We start from the raw sequence: 21,292 nt of genomic DNA, 5'->3' as shown, positions 1-21,292 counted from the left end.
ATTACAAATTAGATATGACTCAAGATTATCCAGCTGATGATACAAAAAAAATTGCTGAGCAAATAAAAGATGCTTTAATGGGTATTAGCGACTCGCTTGTACTTGAAAGCACAGAAGTAGAAGAGCTTTTTGAGGAGTTGAGCCAAAATGAAGATTTTGAATATGAGATAGAGCAGATACTTGCTATCTTAAATGAACAAACTATGGATTTAACTCAACTCCAATCACAAATTATTTTATTGATCCGCAAATATTTAGGTAAAACTAAAAATCTAAAGCTTAAAATGCTGAAGATGGATGAAAAACTTATCAGTAAAAATATTTCCGAAGTCAGTAACTATTTAATGCATCAACATTCCAAAATTGTTAGAGATGCTAATAAAAACCTTGCAAACCCGAAAGATAAATTACAAGGCTTAACTAAGCAGGCAAGAATAGACCTAAAGCGTTTGATCAAAAGTTTTGCTGTTTATCAGATTTATATGTTTATGAATCCGAAAAGGATAGCCGGTGAGACAAAATTAATGAACTTTGCCTATAATTTTATTAGAGGTGGAATGAAATTAGCCCAAAAATATGAGGGTGGAAAGCCAAGAGATATCAAATCATATTCCCCTAAACTTATTAAAAAGCTTGAAAGAGCTCGTGCCGGTTTTAAAAAAAGCGGCGGTATTTCAATTTAAATATTGTCTTCTTCTACAAAAGCCTTATAACGCCAGTTTAGGATAAGGAGGTCTGAGGATAAGCAAGTAGTGTTAGAAATTTTTTAGATTTATTGAAATTAAAAGCATTTACGCAAGAAAGTATATGAACTAAGAAATTAATAGGGGAGCGATGTCTTGAATGTTCAAGGTTCATGCTGTTTTTTAGTACATTAAATACTGATTCAATTATTGATCTGCTTTTTAAGAGTATTTTATCTTCTATATCTAATAAATGATTTTTCATATCCTTGCGAATCCCAGTAAATAACCGTAGCCCACGACTAAATAATTTAGCGGACATTTCCTTAGAAATATAAGCCTTGTCTCCAAATAATTTACCCCATAATCCTTTGGTAATTGAGTCTACAGCAGATAAATCACTAGCATTACCCTTTGTTATTTTAATTGCCATAATCTGACCTTTATTATTAATTACAATATGTAATTTAAATCCCATAAACCATCCGTAACTACTCATACCTATTTTAGCAATGCCACTAAACACTTTATTATTATTTGTACGTTTTGCATGACATATCGATAATTTGGTTGAATCAACAAAATATATACCAGTCTCATCTCCTGTAAATAATTGTAACATTATAGTTAAAGGTAATACTAATCTTGGCCACAACTGGATTATCCGACTGTAACTAGGAAGACTAAAATATCCTCTATATTTACATGATAGATGATATAAATAATAATTCTTAAAATCTTTGCATGGAGATATATAAAAATATAATACTATAGTTATATAGTTCTGAAAGCCTTAAACTCCCTGATCTCCTACGCTTCCTAACGCTGGGTATTAATTTGCTTTCTTCCCATTCTTCGTAAACTTTACAATAATTATCTATTAACCCACCAATTAAATACCTGACATAATAGTTGCAAATACTAAAATATAATGTTAGAATGAAATAATGCTAAAAAAAGAAGATTTTAGGACATTATCAACGAGTGCACAAGCAGCTTTAAGAAAAGTTGCATTAAGAGCAATTGATAAAGGAGAAAAACAATCAGATGTATCAAATCTTATAGGAGTAACACGTCAGACTATTAGTAACTGGGTTAACAAAAGAAGAAGAGGTGATAAATATGCAATAACTGGCAAGTCTAGAGGAAGAAAGACAGGAGAGAAAAGAATAATAAATGAAATGCTGGGTAAAAAAATACAAGATTATATAAATCACTCTAGACCAGAAGATCACAATATCAAATCTGCACTATGGTCAAGAAAAGCTATTAATGCCCTGATTAAAAAATGCTGTGGTTTCTTTTTGCCATTAAGTACGATTGGAGAATATTTAAGAAGATGGGGATATACTGCACAAAAACCAAAGAAATTAGCTTATGAGCAACAGCCAAAACAAGTTCAAGTATGGCTAGATGAAGAATATCCCGCAATAGTAAAACAAGCACAAATGGAACAAGCTGAAATACACTGGTGTGATGAAGTGGGTATAAAATCAGAATGTCAGGTGTTACAGAGCTATTCTTTAAAAGGCAAAACACCCGTAGTTATTCATAAATCAAAACGATTTACTATAAATATGATATCAACTGTTACGAACAATGGTAAACTAAGGTTCATGTTATATGAAGATACACTAAAAACAGATATATTTATAGAATTTCTAAGAAGATTAGTGAAATCTGCAAGAAGGAAGATCTTTTTAATATTAGACAATTTAAAAGTACATCATAGTAAAAAAGTATACAGCTGGACAAATAAGCATAAAGATAAAATTTCTTTGTTTTTTTTGCCTCCTTATACTCCACAACATAATCCAGATGAATACTTAAATAATGACTTAAAAAGAAATGTAAATAGAAAACATATACCTCTTACAAAAGATGAGTTAAAATACAATCTTAAATCTTATTTACGTTGCTTACAGAACAATCCTAAACATATACAAAAATTGTTCCAAGCCGATGATGTTAAATATGCCTCTTAAGTCAGGTATTTAATTGGTGGGTTAATATTATACAAAATAGAGTTATGATACATCTTTTCATTGTTGAGTGCATATTTTTTTGATTCAAAATCTATGTAACTCAACACTCCTCTCTTGTAAATACCCTGCTTTATTATCTTTATTCCTTACACTCTTATCCTAAACTGGCGTTTATAGTTTAATAAAATTAATTCAATTATTATGGAGAAAGCACTTTCAACTTAAATCATTCATGCGAACGTAATATTGAAAAATTAATAACTTGGATACATCTTGGTTGCGGCTCTGAAGAAAAACACCATGCTCAAGCTGTAGAAATTAATATAAAACTAATTTTCGCTACTCCTCCACTAGCTACTCAAACTGATAATATCGATGATACCATTTGCTATGCAGAAACTGTAAGACTGATACAAAAGATTTGTCAGGAGAATCGCTTTAATCTTATCGAATATTTAGCAGCCCGAATATATGATATTATTTATCATGATCTTATCAAAACTAAATCAGAAAAAGTTTTTTTAAAGGTAACTGTTACTAAATTAAAATCACCAGTTTCAGGAGTACATGGCGGGGTCTCTTTTTCTTACTCAGGGAAAAATAGTATATGATTTATATTTCTATAGGCAGTAATTCAGGCAACAGATTTTTAAATATTATGAAGAGCTCTAAATTTACTCAAAAGCTATGGTTTTGTACTACTTAGGCAATCTATTATTTTTGAGACGCAAGCTATTCTACCACCTAACGCAGATAGTAGTTGGGATAAGCCATATTTTAACATGGTGGTACAAGGTACTACTGCTTTATTGCCCAATGCATTGCTAACTGTGCTTAAAAAGATTGAACAGCAAATAGGCAGAAAAGACAATTATGATAAATGGTGTCCACGAGTTATTGATCTAGATATTTTACTTTGGGATAATTATTATATAGATTTACCAGATTTAAAAATACCTCATTCCCAATTATTAAATAGACCGTTTCTTATTCATCTTATTGCAAGCTTGAGCATAGAATGCCGTTATATTTGCCCTGATAATAACCTCTATAACGATAAAACTTTTGCAGAAATAGCCCATTTAATCGAAAATCAAGGGGTTATACGCTCACTTATTTTAAATCCTCAATTTGTTGGTATTTTAAATATTACTCCTGATTCTTTTTCTGATGGAGGTTTGAGTTTTCATAAGGAAGATGCCGTTAAGAATTTTGTACATTTAATGGATGCAGGATCTAGTATGATCGATCTTGGTGCTCAGTCAACACGTCCCTCTGCTTTTATGATTAGTGAGGATGAAGAATATACTAGGCTTGATAGTGTTCTTGAAGAGCTAAAAGGAGTTATAGAAAAAACAGAAGCCCTTATTAGTATCGATAGTTTTTCACCTGAAGTGATAAAACGAATTCTAAAAAAATATCCCGTTCATTGTATTAACTTAGTTAAAACTAATTTAGATAATGATACATTACGATTAATTGCAGATTATAATTGTAAAATTGTTATTATGCATTCGCTAACCGTTCCGCCACAAAAACAGCAATGTCTTGATTTTGATAAATCTCCGATTATTAGCTTAAATATATGGGCAGAGCAAGAAATAGTAAAATTAGAAAAATGTGGATTTGATAGAAAAGATATAATTTTTGATCCTGGTATAGGTTTTGGAAAGTCTGTTTACCAAAATTTACATATACTACAAAATATTCAAGAATTTAAAAAATTAGGATGTGAGATATTAGTTGGTCACTCAAGAAAATCTTATATTTCTGCTTTCTATAATTCTATCGCAAAAGAAAGAGATTTAGAAACAATAGCAATATCAAAATATTTAGCTGAAAATGTGGTCAACTATTTACGAGTGCATAATGTTGAAGATCATCAAAGATTTTTCGCAGCAAAGCAAATAGTTAAAACGTCAGTATAGGATAAAATTTTTTAAAGTCTTATCCTAAATTTAATTTGGAGGTTCTTATTATAAAAATTACCGGCATAATGGCATGCGATCCTACCGGAATAATAGGTCTGAAAGGTCAAATGCCTTGGTCTTACCCTAAAGAATTTGAGTATTTTTATCAAATAGTGAAAAATAATATTATAGTCATGGGGCATAAAACCTTTGACTCATTGCCTTCTAAAATCTTGCAAAACTGTATTTGTATTGTCTTTTCAAAAAATATACCTACTCAATTTTTCGATAATGGCGTGTTTTTTGTGAAATCTTTGGATGAGTTTTGGGAAGTGATAAAGCTTTTTAGCGATAAAAAAATTTTTATGGTTGGAGGTGCAGAAATAGCTACTTTTTTTCTAAAACAAAATCTTATCGATGAGTTTCTACTAACAAAGATAAATAAAGACTACGAAGGTGATACTTTTTTCCCTCTTGATCTTTTAGAACGCCAGTTTAGGATAAGAGTGTAAGGAATAAAGATAATAAAGCAGGGTATTTACAAGAGAGGAGTGTTGAGTTACATAGATTTTGAATCAAAAAAATATGCACTCAACAATGAAAAGATGTATCATAACTCTATTTTGTATAATAGATAATTATTGTAAAGTTTACGAAGAATGGGAAGAAAGCAAATTAATACCCAGCGTTAGGAAGCGTAGGAGATCAGGGAGTTTAAGGCTTTCAGAACTATATAACTATAGTATTATATTTTTATATATCTCCATGCAAAGATTTTAAGAATTATTATTTATATCATCTATCATGTAAATATAGAGGATATTTTAGTCTTCCTAGTTACAGTCGGATAATCCAGTTGTGGCCAAGATTAGTATTACCTTTAACTATAATGTTACAATTATTTACAGGAGATGAGACTGGTATATATTTTGTTGATTCAACCAAATTATCGATATGTCATGCAAAACGTACAAATAATAATAAAGTGTTTAGTGGCATTGCTAAAATAGGTATGAGTAGTTACGGATGGTTTATGGGATTTAAATTACATATTGTAATTAATAATAAAGGTCAGATTATGGCAATTAAAATAACAAAGGGTAATGCTAGTGATTTATCTGCTGTAGACTCAATTACCAAAGGATTATGGGGTAAATTATTTGGAGACAAGGCTTATATTTCTAAGGAAATGTCCGCTAAATTATTTAGTCGTGGGCTACGGTTATTTACTGGGATTCGCAAGGATATGAAAAATCATTTATTAGATATAGAAGATAAAATACTCTTAAAAAGCAGATCAATAATTGAATCAGTATTTAATGTACTAAAAAACAGCATGAACCTTGAACATTCAAGACATCGCTCCCCTATTAATTTCTTAGTTCATATACTTTCTTGCGTAAATGCTTTTAATTTCAATAAATCTAAAAAATTTCTAACACTACTTGCTTATCCTCAGACCTCCTTATCCTAAACTGGCGTTTAGAGGGTTGGGATTCAATGATGATCGATAAAACAAACGATTATAAAATTTACAAATTTACTAAACATTAATAATAAAAGGAAGTAACGTGAAATTTTTAGAACAGCTCAATACAGATCTTAAACAATATAATCTTTTAAATCACCCATTTTATCAATTATGGAATATGGGAAAACTTAGTCATTCTACTTTACAAACTTATGCAAAAGAATATTATCATCATGTTGCAGCTTTTCCACGCTATATAAGTGCAATACATTCTAAATGTAGTGATATAGAAACTAGACAGATATTACTTGGTAATCTTATAGAAGAAGAACAAGGAGACGAAAATCATCCGGAATTATGGAAACGTTTTGCTGAAGGGTTAGGTTGTTCAAGAAGCAGTTTTACTTTAGAACCTGAACTAAACTCAACCAAAAAACTTGTTCAAGGTTATTTTAAATTAACAGAAAAATCTTTTGCTGAAGGTCTTGGTGCTCTTTATGCTTATGAGCGTCAAACTCCGGAAGTATCTGACTCCAAAATTCAAGGATTAAAAAAATTCTATGGAATTTCAGATTACAAAACATTACAATTTTTCACTGTTCATAGCGAAATTGATCAATGGCATACTCAAGAATGTGCAAACTTGATTGAGAATTTAGACGCAAAGGAACAAAAATTAACATATCAAGGAGCAATAGAAGGAGCAAAATTGCTATGGCAATTTCTTGATGGCATGAATATTGTATCTAAATAATTTAATTTTAAATGAAAAATATTTTCTTACATTCTTTAATAGTTGAGAATTATCGTAATTTCAAAAATCTCGAGCTAAAAACCGATAACATTCCAATAACTATTATTGGTGAAAATGGCAGTGGTAAAACTAATATCTTAGAAGCAATATCGCTTTTCTATCCAGGTAGAGGTTTAAGATCAGCAAGGCTTGCTGATATATGTAGAGAGTCAGAAGATCATTGCTCTGTTAGGGCTTTATTGCAAAGTAAGCTTGGGCTTGCAGAGTTTAGCACACAAATCAAACGCATATCCAATAGAAGAACAACCGAATATAATAATTCTAAGATCGCCAATAATGAGTTAAGTAAATTTACCAGTATGGTATGGCTTACTCCTCAAATGGAAGGGATTTTTACAAGTGGTACTAGTGATAGAAGAAAATTTTTTGACCGAATAGTTTATAATTTTGATCCAAAACATGCAGAATTAGTTAGTAAATATGAACATTATATGCAGGAGCGGAATAAAATTCTAGCTGAAGATATGTGGGATAATAATTGGCTTAAAACTATTGAAGAAAAAATGGCTGACACTTCAATCTACATTGCTAATAATCGTCTCAAAACTTTAGAGTTTATGCAGCAAGCAATTGATGAACTTGAAAACGAATTCCCAAAAGCTGAGTTATCAATTGATGGCATGGTAGAGCAGAAAATATTAAACGGCGAAGAAGATGTTGTTGGTTTTATTGCAGCAGAGCTTCATAAAACAAGAGATAAAGACAAATTACTTGGTCGCACCAGCTTTGGAGTCCATAAAAGTGATTTTTTGGTTAAGCATAAATATAAGAATATCTTGGCAAAATTTTGCTCTACTGGTGAGCAGAAAGCTATTTTAATTGCAATAATACTTGCCGAGATGAATTATGCTATAAAGTTAACTAAAACAGCTCCTATTTTGCTTTTAGATGAGGTATTTGTTCATTTAGATGATAGAAGACGAAACTATTTAACCGAATTTTTTATAAGCATCAATCTACAATTATGGGTCACAGCCACCGATTTAAAAGGAATAGAAGAGTTTGGAAATAAATCTCAGTTGATTAAATTATAGGCGTTGCCAGCATAGGTTAGTTTTACTCCTGTCACCCCGTGAATAAATCACAGGGTCTAGTTAAAAAATACTAATATTATTAGTATTTTTTATTGTTCTTCTGGATTCCGTGGTTAAGCAACTAGATGACTACCTTAGGGCGTTTTTCGATCCACGCTGGCAATGCCTACACGGGATGACCAAAGTGGAACTGATCTACCCAAGGAATGCCTCCTCGCAATGACGCAAAATACTGTTATGGAATTAGGACACTAATTGAAACTCAAATTTCAAGAGTTAAGCGATGTATCGGTTTATCTCTATTAACTAAAAAAATATCATCACAAAAACGTGAACAATTGTTATTACCATCGCTCAATACTTAATTTATACCGTTATTAACTTGACGGTGCCGAAATTAGGCTATATATGGAACAGAAAGGCAACAAATGCATATGAAATCACGAGAAGAGTTTCTAATCATGAGAAAAACATCTTGCTAAATACAGAATATAAGCAAAAATATGAAGAACAACAAAAGTTAAAAAATTTAACAGAAGCATACATTTAGATTTTAAATATCTGTAAGATTAAATCTTCGGGCTGTTGAAAAAGTCTACAATGATTTAAATATATTACAAAATATAAACTCTTAGTTTACGCTAAAATGCGTTTATTTAGTAAAATTTTAAGTTATTACATAGAAAGGATTAGGTATAAAGCACTTTTTCAACAGTCCGTCTTAACTTCTACAGACCGATATTTTAGTTTTTTCTTAAGGACCATTAGATGAAAATAATTCTTATTATTCAAAATCCTACATTTAATTTATTTGAAAGTTTTTATAATGAAATTAAACAGGATAAATTCTTTGATGTACAATTTATACTTATCCCATGTGAAAATAAAAACTATGTATTCAATAATATCGAAGAGCTAGCTAATTATTTTGACGAAAGAAACATACCGTATGTAATGGGATATAACTCATGTTCAAAAGAGTATATAGATATTGAATCTTTTTCTCCTGATCTTGTTATATATCAAATTTTATACGATGACTATAGGAAATCCGAATTATTTCATTCTACTCATGTTGCTCAGTACGCTCGCATTGCACATATTTCTTATGGTCTTAACATGATAAAACATACGGGTCTCTACAAGGGATTGTTAGAAAAAAATCCTTTTACAAAAGTAATGTGGAAAATTTTTGTAGAAAATCAATATATAGAAAAAGAAATCAATCAAAAAATGCCTGAAAAGGCAAAAGCTATAGGATACTTAAAATGTGAAAAATATTTACACAATTATGAAGATTTCCCAAAACGTTGGAGTCTTTCGAGAGAAAAATCTTTCAGAATAGTCTGGAAACCTAGATGGACAGGAACATCAGAGAGTTCTAATTTTTTAAAATATCTTGATTACTTTATTACTCTTGTTAAAACTGATAGTAATATTGACTTTGTATTTTATAGTCATCCATTGTTAGAATGGCAATTGGTCGAAAATACAAAAATTATGAAGCGTCATTCTTATAATATGCTTATTAAGGAATTATTGTGTTTAAAAAATTTTAGGATTGAAGATAGTGGAGATTTCTTAGATACTATAATGACTGCAGATTTGTACATAGGTGATTTTAGCTCTACTATGGCAGAGTTCTTTTTGACAGGAAGACCTATCATCTATACTCCTGTTAAAAGTTCTTTAAATGAAATTGGAAAAATGATGCAGCAAGGTATGTATACTGCGAATAATAAAGAAGAATTACATGGTTATATTATGAATATAAAAAATAAAAATGATCCTTTATCTTCCATTAGAAAGGATATTAAAAATATTGTAAGTTTGCCAGTTCAAAATAACCAATTTGCTCGCTATTTAGTAGATTATTTAAAAGGTAATCCTCCCCAAAAACAATCGATGGCACCGTCAAGTTAATAAAGGTATAAATTAAGTATTGAGCGAACGTAAGGGATGATATATAGAATAGCAGTAATAATTTATCTCTCAATTTTACCGTTGTACAAAGATTACTGGGTAATTATTCAGCTCCAAATTGTCATTTTACAGTGATGTTATTTTTGAGGGGTAGTCTTACTCCTATAACCCCGTGATTTATTCACGGGGTCCAGTTAAAAAATACTAATAAAATTAGTATTTTTTATTATTTTCTGGATACCGCAGGTACAAGCAACTAGATAACACCGAGTAGAGTAAATTATATAGCAACTTCAGCAAAACGTTATTAATTAATATCATGATGATCTTGCATATTGGTGTCTTCACCCATAGGTGGTACAAATTCAGCAACATCTGAAGTAGTTTGATTAGTTTCGCTTATTTCCAAACTTAGTGAGCTATTAAGTTCTCCTAATTGTTTAGTCAAGAATTCCAATTCTTTGTCAATATAATTACCCGAATCTGGTTTATTTAGTTTTAATAATACTCGCCGAGTAAAGTCTTGTATGAAACTTTCTCTTTTTGTTAATAAGTCATCTGTATTTATTTCACTAAACTGCCGTTCAATAATTTGACTATTAAACTGTGTAAATGCTTGTAAAAATATTTGTATATTTTGATGTTTAGCATTAGCCTCAGCATTATTAAAACATTCATTTGCCTCAATTTCTTGATGTAATTTAACTAATGAACAACCCTTATAAAAGTTATATAAGAAGATATTGTCAGCTTCCTTAGCATATTTTAAAGCTTCATCAAAAAAAGCTATAGATTCCTTATGATCATTTGTTTCTTCTGAATAATATAAAGCAAGACCTTTACAGTAATTAGCCTCGCCTGTTTTATTTAAATTGTCTAAAGCTTCTGCTTTTTCCCAATAAGCGTCTTGTAAACTGATCTTCTTTGGAGTTAAATATCCCTTGTCAGAAGTAATAAATTCGTCAAAATTTACAATAGCTTCTTCGTTTTTACCCATCCTTTTTAAAAGTTGTGCTTTATAATGATAAGTTTCAGTGACAATTCTATCGTTATCGCTCATATTTCTTTCATGAGTCATCAATTCATCATAAACTGCTATTGCTTTATCAAACTGTCCTGCTTCTTTTAAAATATTTGCTTTTTCCCAGTAAGCTACACATGAAAACTTATTATATTTTATGGCTTCATCAAGATTTTGCAAAGCTTCATCAATTGCTTTCAATTTTTCTAATAATAGAGCTTTATAACAATAAGCTTTTGCAAGAGATTTATTATAATAATCAAGTTGATTTTCAAACATCACTGTTGTACTTTCTGAAATTTGAAAATTATCTTTTTGTTTTATGGCTTTATTATAGAATGCCATTGCTTTATCATATTGCTCTTCAATTTCAAAAACATTTCCTATAGCTAAAAATGGTTCAACATCAAAATTAAGATCAAAATGTGTTTTTCCACTCTCATACTTTACGTTTCCACATTCGAAAGCTTTCTTATAGGCAAACATTGCTGTTTGATAATCACCCTCATTAAATAATTTATGACCGGCTTGAAGATAGTGTTGTTCCTTAATTGCAACTTCTTTAAATGTCATTGCTAAAGTAAAGGGGACCACTAAATTGCACGAAAAAGGGACCAGAGAATTTGGTGTAACCTAATAAGGTTATAATGTGCAATATTCACTAGATAATTAATTAAAATAAATATCTAGTGATACAATGATAAGAATAAATATGTACACAACAATTATCACCCTTTATAAGCAAGGCAACAGTCAAAGAAATATTGCCAAACTAACAAGGATAGACCGTAAAACAGTAAGAAAAATAATAAATCGTTACGTAGAGTCTGGTACAGAATATCCTGCACCCTATGAACGATCTTCAGCACTGGATTCTTGGCACGAACAAATAATTGAGTTATTAGAAAAGAATCTAAGTTACATAAGAATTTTTGAAGAGTTAAAAATTCAAGGTTATACAAAAAGTTATGGTTCGCTAACCCGTTATATCAAAAAATATAAGATTCAGAATAACAGTTGCATTCGTTTTCATACTTTAGCAGGAGAGGAAGCACAAGTAGATTTTGGTGACATAGGCTTACAGTATAATGCCCAAGGGCGTAGAGTTAAAGCATATGTGTTTAATATGCGTTTAAGCTATAGTCGCCTTGATTATTATGAAGTAGTGTTTGATCAAAGTTGTAAAACATGGATACAATGTCATATCAATGCATTTAATTATTTTGCTGGTAGTCCAAAAGTAATAAAACTTGATAATCTTAAAGCTGGGGTGGTAGATAGCAATTTCTATGAGCCTGTATATCAGAAGGAATACAAACGTTTAGCTGATCATTATGGGATTTTACTTTCTCCTTGTCGTATATATCAACCTCAAGAAAAAGGCAAAGTAGAATCAGGCATAAAGTATGTCAAAAATAATTTTTTTGCTGGACGTAAATTTCATAGATATGAAGAATTAATACACGATCTTGCAAACTGGTTAAATAAAGCAAATAACCGAATACATGGTACTACTAAAAAAATTCCTCAGGAACTATTTGAGCAAGAAGAAAGTAATAATTTAATGCCCTTACCATTAGAAACGTTTGATTTATCATCGTGGCATAATCGAAAAGTAGCAAAAGATTGTCATATCACCATAGATAATAATTATTATTCCGTACCAGCAAAATATATATACAGTGAAGTATTGGTACAATTATCACCAAACCTTGTTCAAATATTTTCTATACAAAATGATTTAATAGCAAGGCACGTTAGAGTAGATGGCAAAGGAATATTTACCACTAATCCGTCTCATTATGCCAAATATAAACGTCTATGCCCAGGTTTTATAGAATATAGCGAACATTATCAACAACAAATGCAGCAGATAGGCAATAATTGCAGTTTATTATTAGAGTTATTACAACAAACACGAGTAAATGATTGGCAACGTTGTGCCAGAGGTATTATTTCTTTACGTAAGGTTTACAATGATGAGTTAATAGATAAAGCCTGTCATAGAGCATTACATTACGGTATAAGTTCTTACTCTAAAATTAAGAATATCTTAAATAGTAATGCAGTAAACTTACCATTGCCAGAGTTTGGAGGTCAGAATGCAGAACTTGCTTAATGACCTACGTAGTTTTAGATTATCAGGTATAGTCAATAGCTTAAATGAAAGGATTATTTATGCTCAAAATAATAAACTAGGATTTAAAGAATTTCTCTCACTATTATGTGAAGATGAAAAATCTCACCGTAAGGATAATAATTACCGTCGTCGTAAAAATGCTGCTAAATTACCGGTAACTAAAAATTTAGAAGACTTTGATTTTCAGTTCCAACCAAGTATTGATACCAAAGTAATAAGTGATTTATCTACTTGTGATTATATTAATACTAAGGGCAATGTCATATTCATAGGTAATTCTGGAACTGGCAAAACTCATCTTGCTATTGGATTAGCATTAAAAGCTTTAACACGAGAATACTCTGTATATTTTACTACGGTATCGGATATGCTTTATAATTTACATATTGCAAGAGCAGATAATAGCTATCACAAAAAAGTTAAATTACTCTTATCATTTGACTTATTAATTCTTGATGAGTTAGGTTTTAAGCAATTACCAAAACATTCAGTAGATGATTTTTTTAATATTATTGCTAAACGATATGAAAATAAATCTACCATTATCACCACAAACAAGGATTTTGAAAGATGGAATGAAATATTTGCTGATGAGTTATTAACTCATGCAATTATTGATCGAGTAGTACATCATGCACATATACTAAACATCACAGGTAAAAGTTATCGTATTAATAACTATAAATCTGGAGGTAATATGACATAAAAAATTTTAAATAAAGTGGTCCCTTTTTTACGTAATTTAGTGGTCCCTTTTTATTTGACAATGACACCATCTACAGTACCACGTAACTCATTAGTCTTAATTCTACTACGTGAATAGGTGGTTATACCCTCTATAAATAGATTATCTGCAAAATTGTATAATCCGTATACAGAACCCATATTAGTTTCGACTTTTGTAACATTACCAGATTTTGAATCTTTATAACGTAATTTCGTATCGATTCTAGTATAAGCAGCACCAAGGACTATATTATCATTTATAACAGTATCAACACCGACTGATCCACCCTCAGATTTAGCTGTATAACCACTAAATCCGTCGCTTAGAGCTTTCTTGTACTGCTTTTCCGTAATATGGACTTATCCATACACCGTAAACATTACCGGTATTATAATCATCACCTCCGACTGCTGCACCACATTTACGTGAATCAGCTTCTTCCGAATCAGGGCTAGTGCCGTCTGCGTTTTTAACAGCTTCCATTCTCTTATTGATTTCTTGATTACCAATGCTCGCATTATCTTTAGCAGCATTAAAGCCATCATTAGCATTAGAACGACTTATTCCACTATTTGAACTTCCGCCATTACCACTACCACCTGCACCTACTTGGTTATCTCTGCTGCTACCGATAGCAGATATATCCGAAGCAGAACCATTATTATTTGAAGGTTGGTAAGTGCTTCCGCTTGCATTGTTAGCAGGAACAACACCAACTGCACCATTTGTTGCTGAACCATTATATTAACCCACCAATTAAATACCTGACATAATAGTTGCAAATACTAAAATATAATGTTAGAATGAAATAATGCTAAAAAAAGAAGATTTTAGGACATTATCAACGAGTGCACAAGCAGCTTTAAGAAAAGTTGCATTAAGAGCAATTGATAAAGGAGAAAAACAATCAGATGTATCAAATCTTATAGGAGTAACACGTCAGACTATTAGTAACTGGGTTAACAAAAGAAGAAGAGGTGATAAATATGCAATAACTGGCAAGTCTAGAGGAAGAAAGACAGGAGAGAAAAGAATAATAAATGAAATGCTGGGTAAAAAAATACAAGATTATATAAATCACTCTAGACCAGAAGATCACAATATCAAATCTGCACTATGGTCAAGAAAAGCTATTAATGCCCTGATTAAAAAATGCTGTGGTTTCTTTTTGCCATTAAGTACGATTGGAGAATATTTAAGAAGATGGGGATATACTGCACAAAAACCAAAGAAATTAGCTTATGAGCAACAGCCAAAACAAGTTCAAGTATGGCTAGATGAAGAATATCCCGCAATAGTAAAACAAGCACAAATGGAACAAGCTGAAATACACTGGTGTGATGAAGTGGGTATAAAATCAGAATGTCAGGTGTTACAGAGCTATTCTTTAAAAGGCAAAACACCCGTAGTTATTCATAAATCAAAACGATTTACTATAAATATGATATCAACTGTTACGAACAATGGTAAACTAAGGTTCATGTTATATGAAGATACACTAAAAACAGATATATTTATAGAATTTCTAAGAAGATTAGTGAAATCTGCAAGAAGGAAGATCTTTTTAATATTAGACAATTTAAAAGTACATCATAGTAAAAAAGTATACAGCTGGACAAATAAGCATAAAGATAAAATTTCTTTGTTTTTTTTGCCTCCTTATACTCCACAACATAATCCAGATGAATACTTAAATAATGACTTAAAAAGAAATGTAAATAGAAAACATATACCTCTTACAAAAGATGAGTTAAAATACAATCTTAAATCTTATTTACGTTGCTTACAGAACAATCCTAAACATATACAAAAATTGTTCCAAGCCGATGATGTTAAATATGCCTCTTAAGTCAGGTATTTAATTGGTGGGTTAATAATTCCTGTACTTCTTTTTTTAAAGAAACTAAATTTGTTTGATTATCACAATAAATTTCAAAGCACCAAATATCTTTAGGTTGTGATTCTAAAGTTTTTGACTTTACTTCATAAACAGAAATGGCACTTACTTTTTCTGTAAAAAATTCTTCAAATATATTTATATCCTTATACTGAATATTAAATGAAATTTTAAAAATATCTTTTGATTGAGGTGGCCCAATTTGTCTAGACTAAAAATTAAGATTTATGAGATATAAATTGTATTATAATTTTACTCAATAATTTTTGTAGAATACACCTGTTCTGGAGTGAGATATTCTAATGACTGGTGCATTCTTTTTCTATTATAAAAATTTATGTAATCAGTTATAGCATTTTTTGCCTCCTTGACAGTATTTAAAACCATCAAATATATTTTTTCTTGTTTTAATGAACGCCAAAATCTTTCTATAAATACATTATCTAGGGCTCTGCCTTTACCATCCATACTGATTTTGATTTCACGTTTAATTAGTTTATCTGTAAAATCTTTTGATGTAAATTGAGAACCTTGATCTGTATTAAAGATTTCAGGCTGACCATATTTTATTATTGCTTCTTCAAGTGCATCAATACAAAAGTCACTTTCTAAACTAATAGACACCTTCCAGCTCACAATATAACGACTAAACCAATCAATAATTGCTACCAAATATACAAATCCTTGTGCCATTCTAATATAAGTGATATCTGTACTCCATACCTGATTTACTTTAATAATTTCAACTCCTTTTAAAAGATATGGATATATTTTATGAGCTTGATTGCGCTTACTTAAGTTCATTTTAGGATAGATAGCTTCAATAGCCATTATTCTATAATAACGACTTACTGCCTTGCGACCAATTGTGATGCCCAATGGTACAAGGTGCTCAGACATTCTTCTTGCTCCAAAGTAAGGATGCTGTGTGTATATTTCATCAATCACTTGCATTATTTTTAAGTCTTTTTGGGTTAAGCCTTGTGGCTTGTAATAATAGCTAGATTTGTTAATAAACAGTAGAGTACATTGCCTAGCGATACTTAGATTACTACACTCTTTATCTACCATATTTTTTCTAATTGCCAAGTCCAAACAATGTAGATTTTTTTTTCAACCAGTCACGTTCAACAGTTAACTGGCCTATTTGTTCATACAATTGTTTTATTAAATCCTGATGATCTGGATCCTTAGATTGTGGCTTAATTTGAAAACCACTAATTAAATTTTCTATACCTCTTTTCTTCCATGCTTGTATTTGTGTCGGATGAACTCCATATTTGCTACTAATTTGAGCTATTGTCATTTCAGCTTTTATTGTTTCTAAAACTATCTTTGTTTTTTCTGCTGCACTATATTGTTTTGCTTTTTTGGACATATAATTTCTCTTTTGTATCTGAAAATTATATCTCATTCTAGCATTTTAGTAGTCCAGTTTTTGGGTACCATTATAGATTGACTATCAGATTTAAACATGATCTACTTATGTGATAAAATTTTAATAAGGCTTATATGATAAGAAACATAATTATTACTATTTCTGCAATATTATTGTTAACCTCAAAAGGCTTTGCAGATGATACTATATCTAATGCTTCAAAAAAAGATACCAAAACAGATATTACAACACAAAAAATTCTAGATGAATTTTATGCCTATGCTGGCACTATTAAACCAGAAATACGTGAAGAAATACAAAAATATAGGGTAGAAATAGTTAACATTAATAAAAAGAAACGTGAACTATATGACAAGCTTTCTAAAGAAGCACAAAATTTTTTAGCAAAAGAACAAGAATATAAACAAAGATTATCTTCCTCCAGCATGGCTACCGAAGATAATAAAGATAATAATACTGCAAAAGATAATAAAGATGCTGATAAGAAATAATTAGTTATTTGCAGCACGTTTTAATCTATCGTTGATAGCAACACCTATATTTATTGAAGGTATGGGAGCAACCGCTATATATTCTATATTATGAGCAGCAGCATAATCGTCTAATAATCTCAAATATGCATAAAGATTGGCTGCTGCTTCTGTAAGGTCGCCTTTACTGCTTAAGTTTAATGAATATTCCCCTTTAAGATTGCTATCATCGAAATTTAACCCAATTTCTTTATCATTTAAGTTTGTAGCATTTAATCTAATCGGCACTATTGGGGAATAATGTTTCTCAAGCATTCCTGGAGCTTTAATATTAATATTTTTTGATGCTTTACCAATTTTAATATCAAGTGCTGCTTCTAACACTTCAGCAGTGATAAACCCCTCTCTAAGAATAGTAAGTATATCAGTTGTAGTATCGACGATAGTTGATTCTAATCCATATTTAGATTGATAATGTTTGTCTGTTAGAATAAAAATTTCTTCATTATCATTAAAATGCTTTGTAACATGATCTAGCCTAGTCGGGCTTATATAATTTGAAGGGTTGGCACTTGGAGCAGCTATTGACTTTCCGGATTGTTTAATAAGTTCCAATGCTAATGGGTGGGATGGTATACGAATTGCTATAGTTTTAAGTCCTGCCGTAACTGCCGTTGCAATATTTGCATTTTCTTTTAACGGAACAACTATAGATAACGGACCAGACCAAAATTTTTCTGCTATTTTTCCGGCTATATAATTAAACTCTCCTATTTCTTTTGCTTGCTCTATAGATGAGACATGCACAATAAGCGGGTTGATAGCAGGACGATTTTTAAATTGAAAGATTTTTAAACATGCTTCTTGATTAGTAGCATCCGCTCCTATTCCATATACTGTTTCGGTCGGAAAAACTACGACTTTACCGGAGGTTATAAATTGAACTGCTTGTTTTATCATAAGCGGTTAAATTTAGCGATCTTATGAAATAATTTGCAAACATCTTGTAATATTAACAACCGATTTTTGGCAATTTTTTGGTCACTATCATTAACAAGTACATTATCAAAAAAGCTAGTAATCAGAGTTAATAGAGTCTGCAATAGATTTAATGCCTTATCATAATCCTTATCGACAATTTGTAGTGAAAGCTTTTGAGTTACTTCAAATAACTCCTTTTCAGGTTGAGTACTAAATAGATTAGGCTCAACAGCTCCATCAATATTTTGGCTTCCAAGTATGTTACTTGCTCGTTTATAAGCATTTAATAATTGCTTCCCGTCTTCTTTTTCTAAAAACTCTTTCAACGCATCAAGCTTAAATTTTATATTTGCTAAATTTAAATCAAGAACAGCATTAATTAGCGAAATATCATATTCATTTTTAAAATAAAATTTCGCTCTTTCCTCAAAAAACGATATTATTAAATCCTTATCTTTATCAGATGAATATAATTTCAAAGAAAAATCAATTAAACTATTTAAATTCAGCTCTAATTTATTCTCAATTATTATTCTTATTATGCCTAATACCTGACGTCTTAACGCATATGGATCACCGGAACCTGTCGGGGCTTCACCAGCTATCATTAAACCTACTAAACTATCTAATTTATCCGCAATCGCAAGCAAAGCAGCATTACCAACCGGTACGCTATCACTCAAACCTTGCGGCTTATAATGATCTCTGATTGCTACGGCTATTTCTTCATTTAGGTTTTCATGTTTTGCATAATAATAACCCATAATACCTTGCAGCTCGGGGAATTCTCCAACCATTTCAGAAACAAGATCACTTTTACAAAGTTTAGCTGCGGTAATTAAATATTTATTATTCGGATCGATATATTTACAAATATTAGTAATACGCTCTACTTTTTCCTTTAAACTACCAAGCTTTGTGTGAAATGTTACAGCTGCAAGCTTTTCTGAATTTGCTTCTAAAGTTTTAGCTATATCTTGCTTGTAGAAATATAAGGCATCGGACAGCCTTGCCGATAATACTTTCTCGTTACCTTGTACGACTAGCTTGCTATTGGCAAAATTGCCGTTACTAACGAAAAGGAAATATGGGGCAAAATTTTCTGATCTGTCAAATAAACAGAAATATTTCTGGTGAGTACGCATTGAAGAAATTAGCACTTCTTTGGGCAACTCTAAAAACTTTTGCGGTATTGCTCCGCATAATACTACCGGAAATTCGCTAAGCCCTGCTACTTCTTCAATTAATCTTAAATCTTCTTTTATGTTTAAATTATGAGTATTTGCTTGCTCTAATAAACCGTTTTTAATTATTTCTTCTCGTTTTAATCTTTCTAAAATTACATAATTTTCTGTGAGTTTAGTTTTATAATCCTCAAAATCAGTTACTTCGAGTTTTTTATTATCAGTAAGGCGATGCCCAAAAGTGATGTTATTAGCGGCTAAATACCCAAATTGCAGAGGTAATATTTCGCCATCAAATATGCATAAAATATTTCGTAGCGGTCTAATCCATTTTATATTGTAATTCCCCCAAAACATAGATTTTGCCCAGCTATATTTATTAATAGCTTCTACAATAATTTCAGGTAAAATTTCTTTTATTTGTCTTTCTGCTACTTTTTTAATGTAGAAATAATATAATTGATTATTAATTAACTTAGTTGAAAGCTCTAATTTGCTAACATTATGAGCTTTACAAAAGCCATTAATTGCAGCTTCCGGTGCTTCTGTACTCGGTCCTTTAATCTCTATTTCTTTTGGTAACATTACTTTCGGCAAATGTGTAGCATACAGCGTTATCCTGCGAGGTCCTGAAAATACTTGTAACCTTGCAAATATTTCGTTCTCTTCAAAAATTTTGGTGAAAATGCTTAAATATCCCTCTTCTGCATCTTTTTGCATAAAAGCCGGTATTTCTTCGCTAAATAGCTCTAATAATAATTCACTCACCGCTCATCTCCAACCATTTCATACAACAAATTTTAGCTAAATGACGCACTCTTAAAACATATGAAGCACGCTCGGTTACGCTAATTATTCCACGTGAATTCAATAAGTTAAAATAATGGCTTGCATTAAGACAATAATCATAAGCAGGTAACGGCAAGTTTGCTTCTACTAGCCACTCGCATTGTTCTTCACTATCTTTAAAATGACGCAATAACATTTCGCTATCGGCAAACTCTAGATTAAACTTTGAAAATTGCCGCTCAGCTTCAAAATCAACTTCACCATACTTTAAAGCTTTTTCGCCTGTTTGACCATTCCAATCAAGTTCTTTTACCTCATCGATGCCTTGAATATATAAAGCAAGACGCTCTAAACCGTAAGTAATTTCACCGGCAACGGGTTTACATTCAATACCGCCAATTTGCTGCATATAAGTGAACTGCGACACTTCCATACCGTCACACCATACTTCCCATCCAAGCCCTGCCGCTCCTAGCGTCGGTGATTTCCAATCATCTTCGACAAATCTAATATCATGAGCTTTTAAATCTATGCCTAAACATTCTAAGCTTTTAAGGTATAATTCCTGAATATTGTCGGGTGAGGGCTTTAAGATAACTTGAAACTGGTAATAATGCTGCATTCTGTTAGGATGCATGCCATACCTGCTGTCCCCAGGTCTTCTTGACGGCTGTACGTAAGCGACAGACCAAGGCTTTGGACCAAGACAACGAAGCACTGTTGCAGGGTGAAACGTACCAGCTCCAACATGGGCATCGTAAGGTTGCAAAATCGCACATCCATAATCCTGCCAATAATTCTGCAAGGTTAGTATAATTTGCTGAAACGATAGTTTTTTCATAAGGCATTGTTATCGGGAAAGAA

At 31.2% G+C, this 21,292-nt stretch carries 23 protein-coding genes; 14 read left to right on the top strand and 9 right to left on the bottom strand.

The features are described from left to right. The first annotated feature begins 14 nt into the window (after positions 1-14). A complete protein-coding gene (locus tag AAGD54_RS09230) occupies positions 15-683 on the top strand; it encodes a DUF5394 family protein (RefSeq protein WP_016948083.1) in 669 nt (222 codons plus the stop codon). Positions 684-720: 37 nt separating this feature from the next. Here the strand turns inward: AAGD54_RS09230 and AAGD54_RS09225 are convergent, their stop codons facing one another. Next, positions 721-1,437: an IS982 family transposase gene (locus AAGD54_RS09225; protein ID WP_341795139.1), complete on the bottom strand. Its 717-nt coding sequence runs from the start codon at positions 1,435-1,437 to the stop codon at positions 721-723. 193 nt (positions 1,438-1,630) lie between these two features. Between AAGD54_RS09225 and AAGD54_RS09220 the strand changes: the two genes are divergently transcribed. The 8 genes from AAGD54_RS09220 to AAGD54_RS09185 all read left to right on the top strand — a co-directional run bounded on the left by AAGD54_RS09220 (position 1,631) and on the right by AAGD54_RS09185 (position 9,820). Further along, positions 1,631-2,668, top strand: coding sequence for an IS630 family transposase (locus AAGD54_RS09220; protein WP_341794233.1), 1,038 nt, complete (start codon positions 1,631-1,633; stop codon positions 2,666-2,668). A 245-nt stretch (positions 2,669-2,913) separates the two neighbouring features. Then, positions 2,914-3,279 (top strand): dihydroneopterin aldolase, encoded by a 366-nt coding sequence (locus AAGD54_RS09215; protein WP_341789247.1) that lies wholly within the window; start codon positions 2,914-2,916, stop codon positions 3,277-3,279. 102 nt (positions 3,280-3,381) lie between these two features. Further along, complete coding sequence (folP, locus tag AAGD54_RS09210; protein WP_341795218.1) at positions 3,382-4,596, top strand: dihydropteroate synthase; 1,215 nt, start codon at positions 3,382-3,384, stop codon at positions 4,594-4,596. A 68-nt stretch (positions 4,597-4,664) separates the two neighbouring features. Further along, on the top strand, positions 4,665-5,090 hold the full coding sequence (locus AAGD54_RS09205) for a dihydrofolate reductase (RefSeq protein ID WP_341794666.1): 426 nt from the start codon (positions 4,665-4,667) through the stop codon (positions 5,088-5,090). Between the two features lie 221 nt (positions 5,091-5,311). Then, positions 5,312-6,052 (top strand): IS982 family transposase, encoded by a 741-nt coding sequence (locus AAGD54_RS09200; RefSeq protein WP_341795150.1) that lies wholly within the window; start codon positions 5,312-5,314, stop codon positions 6,050-6,052. 97 nt (positions 6,053-6,149) lie between these two features. Continuing rightward, a complete protein-coding gene (locus AAGD54_RS09195) occupies positions 6,150-6,803 on the top strand; it encodes a CADD family putative folate metabolism protein (protein ID WP_341794665.1) in 654 nt (217 codons plus the stop codon). Between the two features lie 11 nt (positions 6,804-6,814). Beyond that, positions 6,815-7,897, top strand: coding sequence for a DNA replication/repair protein RecF (recF, locus tag AAGD54_RS09190; protein WP_341788573.1), 1,083 nt, complete (start codon positions 6,815-6,817; stop codon positions 7,895-7,897). A gap of 768 nt (positions 7,898-8,665) precedes the next feature. Next, on the top strand, positions 8,666-9,820 hold the full coding sequence (locus tag AAGD54_RS09185) for a hypothetical protein (RefSeq protein ID WP_341794664.1): 1,155 nt from the start codon (positions 8,666-8,668) through the stop codon (positions 9,818-9,820). Positions 9,821-10,127: 307 nt separating this feature from the next. Here the strand turns inward: AAGD54_RS09185 and AAGD54_RS09180 are convergent, their stop codons facing one another. Next, complete coding sequence (locus tag AAGD54_RS09180; RefSeq protein WP_341794663.1) at positions 10,128-11,414, bottom strand: hypothetical protein; 1,287 nt, start codon at positions 11,412-11,414, stop codon at positions 10,128-10,130. Between the two features lie 139 nt (positions 11,415-11,553). Here AAGD54_RS09180 and istA point away from each other — a divergent pair, with 139 nt between their 5' ends. Next, entirely contained in the window at positions 11,554-12,960 is a 1,407-nt protein-coding gene (gene istA / locus AAGD54_RS09175) for an IS21 family transposase (protein ID WP_341794291.1), read from the top strand. After that, complete coding sequence (istB, locus tag AAGD54_RS09170) at positions 12,944-13,687, top strand: IS21-like element helper ATPase IstB (RefSeq protein ID WP_341794290.1); 744 nt, start codon at positions 12,944-12,946, stop codon at positions 13,685-13,687. Before istA ends, istB begins: the two co-directional genes overlap by 17 nt. Before the next feature lie 50 nt (positions 13,688-13,737). On the opposite strand, the gene AAGD54_RS09165 is transcribed toward istB, so the two are convergent. Continuing rightward, positions 13,738-14,061 (bottom strand): autotransporter outer membrane beta-barrel domain-containing protein, encoded by a 324-nt coding sequence (locus AAGD54_RS09165; protein WP_341795217.1) that lies wholly within the window; start codon positions 14,059-14,061, stop codon positions 13,738-13,740. Next, positions 14,018-14,191 carry a hypothetical protein gene (locus AAGD54_RS09160; protein WP_341794662.1) on the bottom strand — a complete coding sequence of 58 codons (174 nt, stop codon included), beginning with the start codon at positions 14,189-14,191 and terminating at the stop codon, positions 14,018-14,020. The genes AAGD54_RS09165 and AAGD54_RS09160 overlap by 44 nt, the downstream gene beginning before the upstream one ends. Before the next feature lie 25 nt (positions 14,192-14,216). On the opposite strand from AAGD54_RS09160, the gene AAGD54_RS09155 reads away from it, so the two are divergent. Continuing rightward, the gene (locus AAGD54_RS09155) at positions 14,217-14,387 is read left to right on the top strand and encodes a hypothetical protein (RefSeq protein WP_341788723.1); all 171 of its coding nucleotides are present in this window, start codon (positions 14,217-14,219) and stop codon (positions 14,385-14,387) included. A 132-nt stretch (positions 14,388-14,519) separates the two neighbouring features. After that, positions 14,520-15,557, top strand: coding sequence for an IS630 family transposase (locus AAGD54_RS09150; RefSeq protein WP_341794233.1), 1,038 nt, complete (start codon positions 14,520-14,522; stop codon positions 15,555-15,557). A 300-nt stretch (positions 15,558-15,857) separates the two neighbouring features. Here the strand turns inward: AAGD54_RS09150 and AAGD54_RS09145 are convergent, their stop codons facing one another. Then, positions 15,858-16,676 (bottom strand): IS3 family transposase, encoded by an 819-nt coding sequence (locus AAGD54_RS09145; RefSeq protein WP_341794310.1) that lies wholly within the window; start codon positions 16,674-16,676, stop codon positions 15,858-15,860. Between the two features lie 7 nt (positions 16,677-16,683). Next, the gene (locus AAGD54_RS09140) at positions 16,684-16,983 is read right to left on the bottom strand and encodes a transposase (protein WP_341794311.1); all 300 of its coding nucleotides are present in this window, start codon (positions 16,981-16,983) and stop codon (positions 16,684-16,686) included. A gap of 134 nt (positions 16,984-17,117) precedes the next feature. Here AAGD54_RS09140 and AAGD54_RS09135 point away from each other — a divergent pair, with 134 nt between their 5' ends. Next, on the top strand, positions 17,118-17,495 hold the full coding sequence (locus AAGD54_RS09135; protein WP_341794661.1) for a hypothetical protein: 378 nt from the start codon (positions 17,118-17,120) through the stop codon (positions 17,493-17,495). Here AAGD54_RS09135 and AAGD54_RS09130 read toward each other — a convergent pair whose 3' ends face one another. The 3 genes from AAGD54_RS09130 to AAGD54_RS09120 are packed head-to-tail and all read right to left on the bottom strand — an operon-like array spanning position 17,496 to position 21,269. Next, the gene (locus tag AAGD54_RS09130; RefSeq protein WP_341788534.1) at positions 17,496-18,434 is read right to left on the bottom strand and encodes an L-threonylcarbamoyladenylate synthase; all 939 of its coding nucleotides are present in this window, start codon (positions 18,432-18,434) and stop codon (positions 17,496-17,498) included. Then, the gene (glyS, locus tag AAGD54_RS09125; protein WP_341794660.1) at positions 18,431-20,407 is read right to left on the bottom strand and encodes a glycine--tRNA ligase subunit beta; all 1,977 of its coding nucleotides are present in this window, start codon (positions 20,405-20,407) and stop codon (positions 18,431-18,433) included. Before glyS ends, AAGD54_RS09130 begins: the two co-directional genes overlap by 4 nt. After that, positions 20,400-21,269 (bottom strand): glycine--tRNA ligase subunit alpha, encoded by an 870-nt coding sequence (locus tag AAGD54_RS09120; protein WP_341794659.1) that lies wholly within the window; start codon positions 21,267-21,269, stop codon positions 20,400-20,402. The genes glyS and AAGD54_RS09120 overlap by 8 nt, the downstream gene beginning before the upstream one ends. Between the last annotated feature and the right edge of the window lie 23 nt (positions 21,270-21,292).

This window comes from Rickettsia endosymbiont of Rhinocyllus conicus (assembly GCF_964026465.1).
Lineage (GTDB): Bacteria > Pseudomonadota > Alphaproteobacteria > Rickettsiales > Rickettsiaceae > Rickettsia.
Note: the sequence above shows the minus strand (reverse complement) of the source record. Positions and strands in the feature narration are given on the sequence as shown.